The organism is Noviherbaspirillum sp. L7-7A, assembly GCF_019052805.1.
In the GTDB taxonomy this organism is placed as follows: Bacteria; Pseudomonadota; Gammaproteobacteria; order Burkholderiales; family Burkholderiaceae_D; genus Noviherbaspirillum_A.
Genome location: NZ_JAHQRJ010000001.1, coordinates 3,565,999 through 3,580,874, shown reverse-complemented (window position 1 = coordinate 3,580,874; position 14,876 = coordinate 3,565,999). Strand labels below are relative to the sequence as shown.

Here is a 14,876-nt window from a genome sequence, read left to right as displayed (position 1 = left end):
CTCACATCACCCTGCGCAACGAACGGCGGCTGTGGGAATGGATCTTGGCGGTGACGCGCTCGCGCCGGCGCAGGCGCGCCGCGTCCAGCAGCATGCGGCCGGCCCAGCGATAGACGTTGAAGTCGCGCACCAGGGTGCGCATGCTGCGCATGCGCTCGCGCTGCTCCATCTCGGGCATGGTCAGCGCCCGGTACAGCGCGTCGGCGCCCTGCTCCACATGATAGGGATTGATGATCAGCGCCTCGTGCAGCTCGCGCGCCGCGCCGGTGAACTGCGACAGGATCAGCACGCCGCGTTCGTCGTCGCGGGAAGCGATGAATTCCTTGGCCACCAGGTTCATGCCGTCATGCAGGCTGGTCACCACGCAGACATCGGCAGCGCGGTAATACCGCATCACCTGGTCCGACTCGTAATGCTCGATCTTGAGCACGATCGGATCGATCCCGCTGGCGCCGTACTTCAGGTTGACCCGCTGGGTCAGGGCGCGCACCCGCGCTTCCAGGTTCTGGTATTCCTCCAGCGAGGTGCGGCTGGGCGCAGCGATCTGCACCATGGTGAACCGTCCGGCCATGGACGGATGCAGCTCCAGCATGCGCTCCACCGCCTGCAGCCGCTCCAGGATGCCCTTGGTGTAGTCGAGACGGTCCACGCCGATGGCCATCAGGTGGTCGCGCGGCAGGCCCAGCTCGCGCCGCACCGATTCGCGCGACTGCTCGATGGTTTCGGCATACGGCTCCTCCGGCCAGGCGATCGAGATCGGATAGGGTTCGACCTGGGTCAGGTCGCCGCCATAGGAAATGGTCGAGGCTTCATGCTCGATGCGGGTTTCGAGATAACGGTCCACGGTTTCCAGGAAATTCTTGCAGTGAAAGGGCGTATGGAATCCCAGCAGTGTATTGCCCAGCAAACCTTCCAGGATTTCCTCGCGCCACGGGCAGATGCCGAAGGATTCCGGGTTGGGCCAGGGAATGTGCCAGAACATGATGATGGTGGCACGCGGCAGCTTCTCGCGCACCATGCGCGGCAGCAGCGCGAAGTGATAGTCCTGCACCAGAACCACCGGGTCCTCGGTATGGGCTTCGGCCACCACTGCATCGGCGAAGCGCTGGTTGACCTTTACATACTCGTCCCAGTCGGAAGAACGGAACACCGGCCGCACATGGGCGATATGGCATAGCGGCCACAGGCCCTCGTTGGCAAAGCCGTAGTAATAGCCCTGCTCTTCTTCCCTGGTCAGCCAGACCCGGCGCAGCGTATAGGCCGGATTCTTCGGCGGCACCGGCACCCGGTCGTGGTCGTCCACCGTCTCGCGGTCGGCGCTGCCGGCGCCATGGGCAATCCAGGTGCCGGAACAGGCACGCATCACAGGCTCCACCGCGGTGACCAGGCCGCTGGCGGGGCGGCGCACCTCGATGCCATTGGCGGTACGGGTATGGATGTAGGGCTCGCGGTTCGATACCACCAGCACTTCATCCCCGGCCAGTTCGTCATGCAGCAGCGCACGCAGCTTGTCGGCATTCCACACCGCGGCCGAGTTTTCCTGGCTGCGCCGCTCGACGTTGTACTCGTGCAGCAGGGCCCGCAGGTCGCTTACCAATGGCTGCACTTCCGGCGGCGCATAGGCGTTCTGCGACTGCGGCGCATTGACGTTCGGACGCAGCAGCCGGCGCATCGAATTGATCCAGCCGCGCCAGCTCAGGTGGGCAACGAACACCGTGATCAGCGACACCACCACCGCCAGCAGCGCAAACAGTGCGATCACATACTTCTTCGCATCGGCGCTGCGGCGCTCGATATAGCTCATGTCATGCACCAGGATCAGCTTGCCCAGGTACTGGGCGCCGCTTCTCAATGTGCTTTCGGTGACATGGATGCGCACGCCGCGCGGCAGCGTGATCAGCGACTGCCGCATCGGCTGGGCGTAGTTGCTGGGCGGGCAGCCCAGCGCATCCGGATAACCCAGGGTCTTGTAGACCACGGTGCCCTGCGGGCTGCAGAACGCCAGCGACGACAGCCGGCCTTCCTGCACCGAGCGGTCCAGCAGCTGGGCAATCCGCCGGTCTTCCCCACGGGGCACGTATTCCTGCAAGGGCTCCTGCAATGCCGACGACACCATCTGCGACCGCGCATCCAGGTCGCGCACGAACCAGCGCAGGGTCATGTCATCCACCAGCGGCACCACGGCATAGGCGAACAGGCCCAGCGCCAGGGCGAGCGGAAGGATGAAGCGGATGGATAGCCGGAAAGATTGCAGTGACATGAGCTCTTCTGTTGTTTTCCCTCTTAAACGGACAGCGCCGGATATGAACAGTTCCGACAGGGATGGCAAGCGTTCAGGCAAAGTATGCGGCAATGCAGCAGCCCGGTTGGTGCGGCATGTCACTTAGCAGGCGCATCACCGTGACGGAACGGCGATGCCAGCAATGACGCCAGTCAATATTTCAGGCTGGGTCATTCCCCTTGTCCCAGGTCAGGAGCGATGGCACGGATTTCGGCCCTGCCGTCCGCGAAAAGCGGGACATGACGGGCAGGCCGGATGACCCCGCCTTCCCTGCCTAAACGCCCGCAAGCCATCCATGTCCAAAATGGTTACCCCGCCTACTCCACCTTCAACAGGCCCTTGCGCTCCAGCAGTTGCAGCGCCTGGTGGGCCCGCTGCCGCGACGTGCTGCACAGGTAGACGATCTCTTCCTGCGAGATCTGCAGTTGCCGGCTGGCGATCGGGCGATAGCGGCGCCAGCGGTCGTGCAGAGCCAACATCGTGACAACACAAAAGTTCATGTTCCACGCAACATTACCAAGGCTCTCGCCACTGAAATACCAGCACAAGCAGGAGGTCTTATGCCTATCTTTTTCAGAACAGGAACGCTGGCAGCACTGTCCATGCAGCTCGTGCCAGCTCTCGTCGTCGCTGGCACCGCGATGTGGGATTACCAGGATGGCCATGGCCCCGCAGACTGGAGCGATCTCGACGCCGCGTATGCTTTATGCGCCAAGGGGACCCACCAGTCGCCAATTGATATCGAGAGCGTCGAGGCACAGCCGGGCCGTTCGAACTACCTGCTCACGTCCTATACGCCTGGCCCAGCGACAATCACCAACAACGGCCGCACCATCATGGTTGCTTCCCACAGCGCGGGTGGCATTCATCTTGACGGCGAGTTTTACCGACTGCTGCAATTCCACTTTCACACGCCAAGCGAAACCCGGATCGACCATAAGGAGTACATGATGGAGATGCACATGGTGCATCGTTCCAGCAAGGGCAGGCTGGCTGTGGTGGCGGTGATGCTTACGTCAGGCAGCGAGAACAAGGCGTTGAAAGCGGTGTTTCAACAACTGCCCGAGGAAAACGGGAAACCGGTTGTGCTTCACGCCTTCGACCCGACGCACCTGATTCCCCAACCGAGCGGCTACTTCTCCTATCTCGGGTCGCTGACGACGCCGCCTTGCACCGAGAACGTGGCCTGGCGAGTGATGGAAAACCCGGTGGAGATCTCGAACGAGCAATACGCCGCCTTCAAGAAGCATTACTTGAGAAACGCGCGGCCCGTGCAGCCGCTCAATGGCAGGCAGGTGTTCGAGTCCACATACTGACTGATTGCACATGCGCTTGAAGAGACGCTCAGTTGCGCCCTACCCCGCCTGAAAACCCCGCAAGCCATCCATGTCCAAGATGGTCACCCCGCCATACTCCACCTTCAGCAGGCCCTCGCGCTCCAGCAGCTGTAGCGCCTGGTTGGCGCGCTGCCGCGACGTGCTGCACAGATAGCCAATTTCCTCCTGCGAAATCTGCAGCTGCCGGCTGGCGATCGGGTTCAGGTAGGGATTGAAGAGCGACGCCAGGCAGCGGGCGACACGGGCGTCGGTTTCCAGCATGCGGTCATATTCCACCAGCGAAATGAAGAGCCCAAGGCGGGCATTGAGCTGGTTCAACAGGAAGCGGTTGAACGGGATGCTGGTATCGAGCAGCCACTGGAAAGTGGCGCGCGGCATCAACGCCAGGCGGCTGTCGCGCAGCGCCACCACGTCGTACTTGCGGTGCTCGCTGTTGAGCAGCGAACCCTCGCCGAACCAGCCGCCGGCCAGCATGCCGGTGAAGGTCACGGTCTTGCCTTCCGGCGACACGCTGCTCATCTTCAGCAGGCCATCGGTCACGCCCATCCAGTGCTCCACCGGCTCGCCCTTGCGGCAGGCGTAGCCGCCGGCTGGAATGTCGCGCTCGATCATGTCGGCTTCCACCCGCGCCATCTGCGGCGGCGTCAGGGACTTGGCCCACATGGTGTGGACCAGCACTTCCTTGAACGAGGGTCTGAGGCTGGACATGGTGCGCCGCAATATCGAAAGTGGGTGGAATTGTCCCGCGGATGACAACCAGGAACCTGTGGCGGGCCTATCATCATCGCATAAAAATTCAGCGTCACCTGCCTGGCGCCGCGTTGGCATTCTCGTAAGTCAACTGTAAGCCAGACAGGACAGACTCGGCACACGGACCATACTTTTCGAAGGTAGGCCATGGTGGAGACGACACAACAAGCGGCGGAGACGTTTCCGCGCCTGCTGCTGCGGCATGCGCAGGTGCGGCCGCAGCATCCGGCATTCCGCGAAAAGGACCTCGGTATCTGGCAGACCTGGGGCTGGGCCCAGGTGGCCGATGAAGTGCGGGCGCTGGCCTGCGGCCTGGCGGCCATCGGCTTCAAGCGCGGCATGAACCTCGCCATCGTCGGCGACAACCGTCCCCGGCTGTACTGGGCGATGTCGGCGGCCCAATGCCTGGGCGGCGTGCCGGTGCCGCTGTACCAGGACGCGCCGGCGGCCGACATGGCCTTCGTGCTGGAGAATGCCGAGATCGACTTCGCGGTGGTGGAAGACCAGGAACAGGTCGACAAGCTGCTGGAAATCAAGGAAACCGTGCCCCTCCTGTCGCACATCATCTATGACGACGAGCGCGGCATGCGGCACTATGCGCAGCCCGAACTCTGCGCCTATGAAAGGCTGCAGCAGATCGGTCGTGAATACGACCGTGCCCATCCCGACTTCTTCATCAACGAGGTGAACCAGGGCGCGCCGTCGGACGTGGCCGTGATCCTCTACACCTCCGGCACCACCGGCAAGCCCAAGGGCGTGCTGCACACCCATGCCGCGATGATCGCCACGGCCCGCGTGCTGACCGCGTTCGACCATCTCGACGAGCGCAATGACGTGCTGTGCTACCTGCCGCTGGCCTGGGTGGGCGACTTCCTGTATTCGTTTGCGATGTCGCACGTGGGCGGCTTCTGCCTGAACTGCCCGGAGTCGCCGGCCACGGTGATGACCGACTTGCGCGAGATCGGCCCCACCTATTACTTCGGCCCGCCGCGGGTGTATGAAAACATCCTCACGCAGGTGATGATCCGCATCGAGGATGCCAGCTGGTTCAAGCGCCGCATGTTCCACAGCGCGATGAAGCTGGCGCGCCGGGTAGGCATCCGCATCCTGGACAAGAAGGGCAATGTATCGCTGACGGACCGGCTGGCCTATGGCCTGGGCGAGCTGCTGGTATATGGCCCGCTGAAGAATGTGCTGGGCATGTCGCGCATCCGCACCGCCTACACCGGCGGCGAGGCGATCGGCCCCGACCTGTTCGACTTCTACCGCTCCATCGGCATCAACCTGAAGCAGCTCTATGGCATGACCGAGACCTGCGTGACCGTCTGCATGCAGGCCTCGGGCGACGTGCGCCTGGACACCGTCGGCAAGCCCATGCCCGGCGTGGAAGTGACGATTGCCGACAGTGGCGAAGTGCTGGTGCGCTCGCCCGGCCTGATGCGCGGCTACTACAAGCGGCCCGACGCCACCGCCGAAGCGATCGACGAGGCCGGCTACTTCCACACCGGCGACGCCGGCTTCTTCGATGCCGACGGCCACCTGAAGATCATCGACCGCGCCAAGGACGTGGGCAAGATGGCCGACGGCACGCTGTTTGCGCCCAAGTACATCGAGAACAAGCTGAAGTTCTTCCCCTTCATCAACATCGACATGGACGCGGTGGGCAACTGGGCCGAGCGGCGCGGCCTGGCCTACAGCGGCTATACCGACCTGGCCGCGCAGCCGGCAGTCTACGAGCTGGTGGCCGACTGCGTGGCCAGGGTCAATGCCGACCTTGCCGCCGATGCGCTGCTGTCGAACTCGCAGATCCACCGCTTCCTGATCCTGCACAAGGAACTGGACCCGGACGACGAGGAACTGACCCGCACCCGCAAGGTCAGGCGCGGCTTCATCGCCGACAAGTACGCGGTGCTGATCGAGGCGCTCTACGACGGCAGGCCATCGCAGTACATCGAGACCCAGGTGCGCTTCGAGGACGGGCGGCAGGGCATGGTCAGCGCCGACCTGAAGATCCGCGACGTCAAGCCGCATGGCCAGGCGCAGCCCGGCGGCGCGGCAACAGCCAAGGGCAAGGTCAAGGAGGCCGCATGAATGCAGTAAGCGAACCCGGCATTGCCGACTTCCCCGCGCCCGGCACCCGCCGCATCGGCGAGGTGATCCTGGACCTGAAGAGCATCTCGCTGTCCTTCGGCGGCGTCAAGGCATTGACCGACATTTCCTTCGATGTGCGCGAGCATGAGATCCGCGCCATCATCGGCCCCAACGGCGCGGGCAAGAGTTCGATGCTCAATGTGATCAACGGCGTCTATCGGCCGCAGAAGGGCGAGATCGACTACCGCGGCCAGCAGCGGCGCGTCATGAACACCTATGCCGCCGCCAAGAGCGGCATCGCGCGCACCTTCCAGAACATCGCGCTGTTCAAGGGCATGACGGTGCTGGACAACATCATGACCGGCCGCAACCTGAAGATGAAGTCCAACTTCCTGCTGCAGGCGCTGTACTGGGGCCCGGCCCAGAAGGAGGAGATCGCGCACCGCAAGGAGGTGGAAAGGGTGATCGACTTCCTGGAGATCCAGCACATCCGCAAGACGCCGGTGGGCCGCCTGCCCTATGGCCTGCAGAAGCGGGTCGAGCTCGGGCGGGCGCTGGCGGCGCAGCCCGAGATCCTGCTGCTGGACGAGCCCATGGCCGGCATGAACGTGGAAGAGAAGCAGGACATGTGCCGCTTCATCCTCGACGTCAACGACCAGTTCGGCACCACCATCGTGCTGATCGAGCATGACATGGGCGTAGTGATGGACATCTCCGACCGGGTGGTGGTGCTGGACTATGGCAGGAAGATCGCTGACGGCACGCCGGACGAGGTGCGCAGCAGCCAGGACGTGATCAATGCCTATCTCGGCGTGGCCCACTAGAACAGGGAGGCGGCATGAACATCAATTTCTTCTTCGAAGTGCTGATCGGCGGGCTGCTCTCGGGCGTGATGTATGCGCTGGTGGCGCTGGGCTTCGTGCTGATCTACAAGGCGTCCGGCGTGTTCAACTTCGCGCAGGGCGCGATGGTGTTCTTCGCGGCGCTGACCTGCGTGTCCATCGTCAACCGCTTCGGCCTGTCGCTATGGCTTGCGGTGCCGATCACGATGGCGGTGATGGTGGTGCTGGGCCTGGCGATCGAGCGGCTGGTGCTGCGGCCTCTGGTGAACCAGCCCGAGATCACGCTGTTCATGGCGACCATTGGCCTGGCCTTCTTCATCGAGGGCCTGGCCCAGATGCTGTGGGGCGCGCAGGTGCAGCGCCTGGACCTCGGCATCGAGGATGTGCCGATCGAATCGCTGATGGAGCGCTTCAATATCGTCGTGTCGCGCTTCGACCTGACGGCTGCCTTGATCTGCGGCGTGCTGGTGGCGGCGCTGGCCTTCTTCTTCTCGAAAACCAAGATCGGCCGCGCGCTGCGCGCCGTGGCCGACGACCACCAGGCCGCGCTGGCGGTGGGCATACCGCTGCAGCATATCTGGGCCATCGTCTGGGCCGTGGCCGGCTTCGTCGCGCTGGTGGCGGGCATGCTGTGGGGCGCGCGCAATGGCGTGCAGTTCTCGCTGACGTTTATCGCGCTGAAGGCCTTGCCGGTGCTGATCCTGGGCGGCTTCACCTCGGTGCCGGGCGCCATTGTCGGCGGCCTGATCATTGGCGCTTCCGAGAAAATGGCCGAGGTGTATATCGGCCCCATGGTCGGCGGCGGCATCGAAGGCTGGTTCCCTTACGTGCTGGCGCTGCTGTTTTTGCTGGTACGCCCTGAAGGCCTGTTTGGCGAACGCATCATCCGGAGGATCTGAGCATGTACTACCGCGAAGCAGGCCAGTTCAAGACCACCTATGCCGCCGACAGCCGCATCTTCCCCATCCTGCAGGACCGCGCCGGCATGCTGGTGCTGTGCGCGATCGCTTTCATCCTGGTGCCGTTCTGGGCCACGCCCTACACCTTCTCGGCGATCCTGATTCCCTTCCTGATCTTCTCGCTGGCGGCGCTGGGCCTGAACATCCTCACCGGCTATGCGGGCCAGCTGTCGCTGGGCTCGGCCGCCTTCATGGCGGTGGGCGCCTTCGCTTCCTACAACTTCGTGCTGCGCATCCCCGGCATACCGGTGCTGCTGGCCTTCGTGCTGGGCGGCCTGTGCGCGGCGCTGGTGGGCATTGCCTTCGGCCTGCCGTCGCTGCGCATCCGCGGCTTCTATCTGGCCGCCGCCACGCTGGCGACGCAGTTCTTCGTGGTCTGGTGCATGACCAAGATTCCCTGGCTGACCAACTACAGCAGCTCGGGCGTCATCACGGCGCAGAAGATCGTGATCGCCGGCTATACCTTCGACACGCCGGCCAGCAAATACCTGCTGACGCTGGCCATCGTCGCGGTGATGGCGCTGCTGGCCAAGAACATGGTGCGCTCCAATGTCGGCCGCTCGTGGATGGCGGTGCGCGACATGGACGTGGCCGCCGAGGTAATCGGCATCCGCCTGATGCGCACCAAGCTGCTGGCCTTCGCCGTCAGCTCCTTCTACTGCGGCGTGGCGGGCGCCCTGTATGCCTATGCCTACCTCGGCACGGTGGAGCCGGAAGCCTACAACCTCGACCTGTCCTTCCGCATCCTGTTCATGATCATCATCGGCGGCGTGGGCTCCATCCTCGGCTCCTTTCTGGGCGCGGCCTTCATCGTGCTCTTGCCCATCCTGCTCAACGTGGTCGCCCATGCGCTGTCGCTGCCGACCTCGGTGGCCTCGAACCTGGAGCTGATGGTGTTCGGCGCCCTGATCATCTTCTTCCTGATCGTCGAGCCGCATGGCCTGGCGCGGCTGTGGCAGATCACCAAGGAGAAACTGCGGCTCTGGCCTTTCCCGCATTGACGCTTGCCCTACCCCGTTCGCATAAAAACACGCAGCTTCGGCTGCGCAACCAAGGAGAAGACGATGAGGACCATGAAAACCGTATTGCTGGCCGCCGCCCTGGCCGGCGCCTGGGGCAGCGCGCTGGCGCAGGAACAGTATGTGCCGCTGTTGTCCTACCGTGTCGGCCCGTATGCGGCCGGCGGCACCGGCTTCTACGGCGGGGTGATCGACTACTTCAACCTGGTCAACATGAATGGCGGCATCAACGGCGTCAAGCTGACCTGGGAGGAATGCGAAACCGAGTACAACGCCTCGCGCGGCGTGGAATGCTATGAGCGCCTGAAGACGCGAAACGGCGGCGCCTCGCTGGTCGAGCCGCTGTCGACCGGCATTGCCTACGGCATCCTGGACCGCGTCGGCGCAGACAAGATCCCGATGACCACGCTGGGCTATGGCCGTTCCGATGCTGCCAACGGCAAGGTCTTTCCGTATGTGTTCCCGCTGATCACCAGTTACTGGAACCAGGCCGCCGCGATGGTCAAGTACCTGGGCGAGAAGTCGGGCGGCATGGAGAAATTGAAGGGCAAGAAGATCGTGCATCTTTATCACGACTCGGCTTATGGCAAGGAGCCGTTGCCGGTGCTGGAGGAGCAGGCCAAGCAGTATGGCTTCGAGCTGATCAAGATCCCCATTGCGCCGCCGGGCAATGACCAGCAGTCGCAATGGCTGCAGATCCGCCAGGCCAATCCCGACCATGTGATCCTGTGGGGTTTTGGCGTGATGAATGCGGTGGCCATCAAGACCGCGCAGCGCAACGGCTTCCCGCGCGAGAAGATCCTGGGCGTGTGGTGGGCCGGTTCCGAGGAAGACACCGTTCCGGCGGGTGATGCCGCCAAGGGCTACACCACGATGACCTTCAACACGCCGGGCAACTACCCGGTGCTGGACGAGATCCGCAACAAGGTGTACGCCGGCGGCAAGGGCAACCTGGAAGACAAGACCCGCGTCGGCTCGGTGTACCACATGCGCGGCGTCACCGCCGCCATCCTGTCGGTGGAGGCGATACGCAATGCCCAGGCCAAGTATGGCAAGGGCAAGACGATGACGGGCGAGCAGGTGCGCTGGGGGCTGGAGAACCTGAACGTGGATGCGGCACGGCAGAAGGAACTGGGCGCGTTCGACATGTTCCCGCCGGTGAAGACCTCCTGCGAGGATCATGAGGGATCGGGCGCGGTGAAGGTGCAGCAGTGGGATGGGAAGAAATGGGTGGCGGTGTCGAAGGATTGGGTGGTGGGCGACAAGGCCCTGACGCGCAAGCTGCTGGAGGAAAGCTCGGCCAAGTATGCGGCGGAGAAGAATATCAAGCCGGCTTGCATGGGGGCGGGGACCTGAAGGCAGGTAGCGCGGCTGGCGGCAGCCGTGCCGCAGCTCAGGCCTTGTCAAGCACGACGTGCCGGCAATGCCTGAAGCGGATAAGGTACGGCGCCGGTAGGGTGTAATACCCCGCAGGGGCATTACACCATGGGTCGATCAGGGAAGTCGGCCGGTAATGCCAGCGCGGTCTGCAAAGGCCGTGCAATGCCCTTCGGGTATTGCACCCTACGAAAGCGGTTGCCGTTGCGGTACGCGTAGCGACCGTTGCCGTTGCCGTTGCCGTTGCCGTTGCCGTTGCAGTGAAATCCCGTTGAGCGCGCCGTGTCAGCGGTGCCCGGAGCGGGAAAAGGTGCGGCGTCTGTTTGAGCGAAGCGCAGCGTAGCGAGTTTAGCCGCGCCCCGCTCCGGGTACCGCCGGCACGGGAACCCTGCGTCAGCAGGGCGCGATCACCGGGTCGCCTTTTTTTGGTTACTTTTTTTGGCGAAGCAAAAAAAGTGACCCGGCCGCCGGGACGGATTCCCGGCTTGTGTCCACGACAGTGCAATCTGATTGCGTCATCAGGGCAGGAAGACCGCACTGTCGCCTTGTCGTTAGAGGTTAAAAACTTCAACGTCAAAGGCGCTCCTTCGCTAAGGATCAACTCCGGTGACGCAATACGATTGCACTGCCGTCATGACCAGGCCGGGTGTTCGCCCCGGCGGGCGAGTTACTTTTTTTGCTTCGCCAAAAAAAGTAACCAAAAAAAGGCGACCCCGACTGTGCCGCCCCGCTGCGCGGGGTTCCCGTGCCGGCGATACCCGGAGCGGGGCGCGGCTAAACTCGCTACGCTGCGCTGCGCTGCGCTCAGACAGACGCCGCACCTTTTCCCGCTCCGGGCATCGCCGTCACGGCGGTACACAGACGGGGACCCTAACTGCAACTGCAACGGCAACGTCAACGTCAAAGGCAACTGCAACTGTCGCTGCGCGTACGTCAAAAGCAACTGCAACTGCAACCGCTCATGCCGCCAACGGCAAGTTCAGCAGCAACTTTATTTGCACCGCATTAAGTCGCCGCCACCCTGAAGGCGAACCATGCCATCTCCCTACCCCGATGCCCCGCAACGAGAGCAAACACACCATGACACCCCAAACCGATACCCCTCCCCCCTACCTCGCCGTCAACAACATCGAGGTCATCTACGACCACGTCATCCTGGTCCTGAAAGGCGTCTCCCTGCAGGTCCCGCGCGGCAGCGTCGTCGCCCTGATGGGCGGTAACGGCGCCGGCAAGTCCACCACCCTGAAAGCCATCTCCACCCTGCTGCGCGGCGAGCGCGGCGATGTCACCAAAGGCAGCGTCACCTTCGACGGCGAACGCATCGACCAGCTCACGCCGAACGCACTGGTGCAGCGCGGCCTGTCGCAGGTGATGGAAGGACGGCACTGCTTCGGCCACCTGACGATAGAGGAAAACCTGCTGACCGGCGCCTACACACGGCGGCTGTCGCGGCGCGAGCTGCAGCAGGCGCTGGACAAGGTCTATCACTACTTCCCGCGCCTGAAGGAGCGGCGCGCTTCGCAGGCGGGCTATACCTCGGGCGGCGAGCAGCAGATGTGCGCGATCGGCCGCTCGCTGATGGCGCAGCCGTCGATGATCCTGCTGGATGAACCATCGATGGGCCTGGCGCCGCAGATCGTCGAGGAAATCTTCGAGATCGTGAAGGACCTGAACAGGAAGGAAAACGTGTCCTTCCTGCTGGCCGAGCAGAACACCACGGTCGCCCTGCGCTATGCCGACTTCGGCTACATCCTGGAGAACGGCCGGGTCGTGATGGAAGGCGAGGCAACGGCGCTGGCCGCCAATGAGGATGTAAAGGAATTCTATCTTGGCGTATCGGGCGCGGGCCGCAAGAGCTTTCGCGACATGAAGTTCTACCGCCGCCGCAAGCGCTGGCTGGCCTGAAGGAGAATCGCATCATGACCGTCTACTTCGACGAACTGGAAACCCGCGACCCGCAACACCGTGAACGCGATCTGATGACGCGCCTGCCGTCGCTGATCAAGCGTGCCAAAGCCGCATCCGGCTGGGCGAGGCTGCTTGGGCACATCGATCCCGGCGATATCACCAGCCGCGCCGCGCTGGCCCAGTTGCCCGTGACACGCAAGTCCGACCTGAAGCAGTTGCAGCAGACTGAGCCGCCGTTCGGCGGAATGAATGCCACGCCGCTGCAGGCTCTTCCGCGCATCTTCATGTCGCCCGGTCCCATCTTCGACCCAGAAGGCTGCGGCGAGGACTGGTGGCGCTATGCCCGCCCCTTCCATGCACTCGGCATGCGGCGCGGCGAGCTGATACAGAACTGCTTTTCCTATCACTTCACGCCGGCCGCCTTCATGGTGGAAGGCGGCGCCAGGAAGCTGGGCTGCCCGGTGATACCCGCCGGCAGCGGCCAGACCGAAATGCAGGTGCAGGCAATCGCCGCGCTCAGGCCGCACGCCTATGCGGGCACGCCGTCCTTTCTGAAGATCATCATCGAGAAGGCGCTGGAAATGGATGCCGACATCAGCAGCCTGCGCCGCGCGCTGGTGGGCGCGGAAGCATTGCCGCCTTCGCTGCGTGCATGGCTGCAGGAACATGGCGTGCCCCATGTGCTGCAGACCTACGGCTCGGCCGACATCGGCAACATCGCCTATGAAACCATGAGCGACGGCCAGGTCCATCCAGGCATGGTGCTCGACGAGGAGATCCTGCTGGAAATCGTGCGGCCCGGCACCGGCGACCCGGTCCCTGAGGGCGAGGTGGGGGAGGTGGTGGTAACGGCCTTCAACACCGACTATCCGCTGATCCGCTTTGCCACGGGCGACCTGTCGGCCGTGTTGCCGGGCATGTCGCCCTGCGGCCGCAGCAATGTGCGCATCCGCGGCTGGCTGGGGCGGGCCGACCAGACCACCAAGGTGCGCGCCATGTTCGTGCATCCTTCGCAGGTGGCCGATGTGATGCGGCGCCATCCGCAAGTGCGCCGCGCGCGCCTGGTGGTCAGCGGGGAGATGGCCAATGACGTGATGACGCTGCTGTGCGAGGTCGACCAGCCGCAGGACAGCGGCATGGCGGCCGACATCGTCGCCAGCATCCGCGAGGTCACCAAGCTGCGCGGCGAGGTCAGGCTCCTTGCCCCCGGCACGCTGCCCAATGACGGGCGGGTGATCGAGGATGCGCGGAAATATGAATAGCATGGATGCCACGAAGGGCTGCCGGCGCCTGCAACGCGCACGCAGGCGCCACGGCGTTGCGGGCAGTAACGCACCGATGGCCGGCCGCTGAACCGGGCAATGTTCCTGGCTACTCAGACGCCCGCCGTTCAATTCCGGGCGGCGGCTTTTCTTGAGTATCCATGAACGAAAGCAAGGCATCCCTTTCCCGTGCAAACATGTATGCCCACCTTGGCGCGCAGTACTGTTTCAACATTGCATCCGAGGCCAGTTCCGGCAATTACATCGTGGGTGAACTGCACACCGAACGCACCATGCTGACGCGGGAACAGATCGCTGCACGCTGCCGCAAGCAGCGGCTTGAAGCAGGCCTGCCGGTGTATGACGCACCAAAGATCCGTTCGCGCGAGGCGCAGCCGTCGCAGCGGCATTTCTGCTGCGGCAAGCTACTGCGATGGCATCCGGGCTGTGGAACACTGCAGAAACGCTACTGCATGCGCTGACACCGCGCATTCCCGGCGCTGCGGCGAGCGCGCTGGGACAGAAGGGAACGGGAAATACCCCGGATCCTTTAGAGCGAGAAACGTTCCCTCTTGCCGGCGTTGACCGATTCGCGGAACTGGTTGAATCATTGGGCCTGCATGCAAGCTATTCCCACCAGTTTGTGCGTCTGGACACATCAGAGCCGGACAGCAGGGCCAGTTGGATGGTAACGCCTTCGCTTGATCCGGCCACGCAGGCAGTGGACGGCCTGCTTGTCTTTCTCGAGTCGGCCCAGCCTGGCAATCTACAGCAGGCCGACCAGTTGAAGATGATGCTGTCTTACCTCTTTGAACGAGGCATGCGCACCTTCACCGCAAGCCCTGACGTATTGAAGGAATTTCCCTGCAGCACGGAAGCGAACTGCGTTCCCGTGCAATCGATCTGCGACGGAAAGGTGTTGCTCGATACGGTACTGGCAACGGCAGGCAAGGGTAACGTGGTAATTCTGCCCCCGGAAGCAATCGAAGCACTCGCCAACATGCTTAGTCCGGCCTATGTCAATGCCACCTAAGACTTCGTATGGGTAAG

13 protein-coding genes are annotated in these 14,876 nt (G+C 63.4%); 10 read left to right on the top strand and 3 right to left on the bottom strand.

The features are described 5' to 3' along the window. Position 1: 1 nt before the first annotated feature. On the bottom strand, positions 2 to 2,260 hold the full coding sequence (locus KTQ42_RS16310) for a trehalose-6-phosphate synthase (RefSeq protein WP_217346441.1): 2,259 nt from the start codon (positions 2,258 to 2,260) through the stop codon (positions 2 to 4). 338 nt (positions 2,261 to 2,598) lie between these two features. Then, a complete protein-coding gene (locus KTQ42_RS24365) occupies positions 2,599 to 2,781 on the bottom strand; it encodes a hypothetical protein (protein ID WP_217346440.1) in 183 nt (60 codons plus the stop codon). Positions 2,782 to 2,841: 60 nt separating this feature from the next. Here KTQ42_RS24365 and KTQ42_RS16300 point away from each other — a divergent pair, with 60 nt between their 5' ends. After that, positions 2,842 to 3,597, top strand: a complete 756-nt coding sequence (locus KTQ42_RS16300) for a carbonic anhydrase family protein (protein WP_249222788.1) — start codon at positions 2,842 to 2,844, stop codon at positions 3,595 to 3,597. A gap of 39 nt (positions 3,598 to 3,636) precedes the next feature. Here the strand turns inward: KTQ42_RS16300 and KTQ42_RS16295 are convergent, their stop codons facing one another. Then, on the bottom strand, positions 3,637 to 4,326 hold the full coding sequence (locus KTQ42_RS16295) for a Crp/Fnr family transcriptional regulator (RefSeq protein WP_217346439.1): 690 nt from the start codon (positions 4,324 to 4,326) through the stop codon (positions 3,637 to 3,639). A gap of 189 nt (positions 4,327 to 4,515) precedes the next feature. Between KTQ42_RS16295 and KTQ42_RS16290 the strand changes: the two genes are divergently transcribed. The 9 genes from KTQ42_RS16290 to KTQ42_RS16250 all read left to right on the top strand — a co-directional run bounded on the left by KTQ42_RS16290 (position 4,516) and on the right by KTQ42_RS16250 (position 14,859). Further along, positions 4,516 to 6,459 carry an AMP-binding protein gene (locus KTQ42_RS16290; protein ID WP_217346438.1) on the top strand — a complete coding sequence of 648 codons (1,944 nt, stop codon included), beginning with the start codon at positions 4,516 to 4,518 and terminating at the stop codon, positions 6,457 to 6,459. After that, on the top strand, positions 6,456 to 7,283 hold the full coding sequence (locus KTQ42_RS16285; RefSeq protein ID WP_217346437.1) for an ABC transporter ATP-binding protein: 828 nt from the start codon (positions 6,456 to 6,458) through the stop codon (positions 7,281 to 7,283). Before KTQ42_RS16290 ends, KTQ42_RS16285 begins: the two co-directional genes overlap by 4 nt. A gap of 20 nt (positions 7,284 to 7,303) precedes the next feature. Then, positions 7,304 to 8,200, top strand: a complete 897-nt coding sequence (locus KTQ42_RS16280; protein WP_217347007.1) for a branched-chain amino acid ABC transporter permease — start codon at positions 7,304 to 7,306, stop codon at positions 8,198 to 8,200. A 2-nt stretch (positions 8,201 to 8,202) separates the two neighbouring features. Then, positions 8,203 to 9,261, top strand: coding sequence for a branched-chain amino acid ABC transporter permease (locus KTQ42_RS16275; RefSeq protein WP_217346436.1), 1,059 nt, complete (start codon positions 8,203 to 8,205; stop codon positions 9,259 to 9,261). A gap of 63 nt (positions 9,262 to 9,324) precedes the next feature. Continuing rightward, entirely contained in the window at positions 9,325 to 10,635 is a 1,311-nt protein-coding gene (locus KTQ42_RS16270; protein WP_217346435.1) for an ABC transporter substrate-binding protein, read from the top strand. Positions 10,636 to 11,736: 1,101 nt separating this feature from the next. Further along, entirely contained in the window at positions 11,737 to 12,561 is an 825-nt protein-coding gene (locus KTQ42_RS16265) for an ABC transporter ATP-binding protein (protein ID WP_217346434.1), read from the top strand. Positions 12,562 to 12,575: 14 nt separating this feature from the next. Then, the gene (locus KTQ42_RS16260; RefSeq protein ID WP_217346433.1) at positions 12,576 to 13,826 is read left to right on the top strand and encodes an AMP-binding protein; all 1,251 of its coding nucleotides are present in this window, start codon (positions 12,576 to 12,578) and stop codon (positions 13,824 to 13,826) included. A gap of 161 nt (positions 13,827 to 13,987) precedes the next feature. After that, complete coding sequence (locus KTQ42_RS16255) at positions 13,988 to 14,308, top strand: hypothetical protein (RefSeq protein WP_217346432.1); 321 nt, start codon at positions 13,988 to 13,990, stop codon at positions 14,306 to 14,308. After that, positions 14,260 to 14,859, top strand: a complete 600-nt coding sequence (locus tag KTQ42_RS16250; RefSeq protein WP_217346431.1) for a hypothetical protein — start codon at positions 14,260 to 14,262, stop codon at positions 14,857 to 14,859. The genes KTQ42_RS16255 and KTQ42_RS16250 overlap by 49 nt, the downstream gene beginning before the upstream one ends. Positions 14,860 to 14,876 lie beyond the last annotated feature (17 nt).

What these genes read in the sequence shown, in the direction of transcription:
- KTQ42_RS16300 (WP_249222788.1), top strand. Translation starts at nt 2,842, where the DNA reads ATGCCTATCTTTTTCAGAACAGGAACGCTGGCAGCACTGTCCATGCAG.
- KTQ42_RS16255 (WP_217346432.1), top strand. Translation starts at nt 13,988, where the DNA reads ATGAACGAAAGCAAGGCATCCCTTTCCCGTGCAAACATGTATGCCCAC.
- KTQ42_RS16250 (WP_217346431.1), top strand. Translation starts at nt 14,260, where the DNA reads ATGGCATCCGGGCTGTGGAACACTGCAGAAACGCTACTGCATGCGCTG.
- KTQ42_RS16270 (WP_217346435.1), top strand. Translation starts at nt 9,325, where the DNA reads ATGAGGACCATGAAAACCGTATTGCTGGCCGCCGCCCTGGCCGGCGCC.
- KTQ42_RS24365 (WP_217346440.1), bottom strand. Translation starts at nt 2,781, where the DNA reads ATGAACTTTTGTGTTGTCACGATGTTGGCTCTGCACGACCGCTGGCGC.
- KTQ42_RS16285 (WP_217346437.1), top strand. Translation starts at nt 6,456, where the DNA reads ATGAATGCAGTAAGCGAACCCGGCATTGCCGACTTCCCCGCGCCCGGC.
- KTQ42_RS16295 (WP_217346439.1), bottom strand. Translation starts at nt 4,326, where the DNA reads ATGTCCAGCCTCAGACCCTCGTTCAAGGAAGTGCTGGTCCACACCATG.
- KTQ42_RS16290 (WP_217346438.1), top strand. Translation starts at nt 4,516, where the DNA reads ATGGTGGAGACGACACAACAAGCGGCGGAGACGTTTCCGCGCCTGCTG.
- KTQ42_RS16260 (WP_217346433.1), top strand. Translation starts at nt 12,576, where the DNA reads ATGACCGTCTACTTCGACGAACTGGAAACCCGCGACCCGCAACACCGT.
- KTQ42_RS16265 (WP_217346434.1), top strand. Translation starts at nt 11,737, where the DNA reads ATGACACCCCAAACCGATACCCCTCCCCCCTACCTCGCCGTCAACAAC.
- KTQ42_RS16275 (WP_217346436.1), top strand. Translation starts at nt 8,203, where the DNA reads ATGTACTACCGCGAAGCAGGCCAGTTCAAGACCACCTATGCCGCCGAC.
- KTQ42_RS16310 (WP_217346441.1), bottom strand. Translation starts at nt 2,260, where the DNA reads ATGTCACTGCAATCTTTCCGGCTATCCATCCGCTTCATCCTTCCGCTC.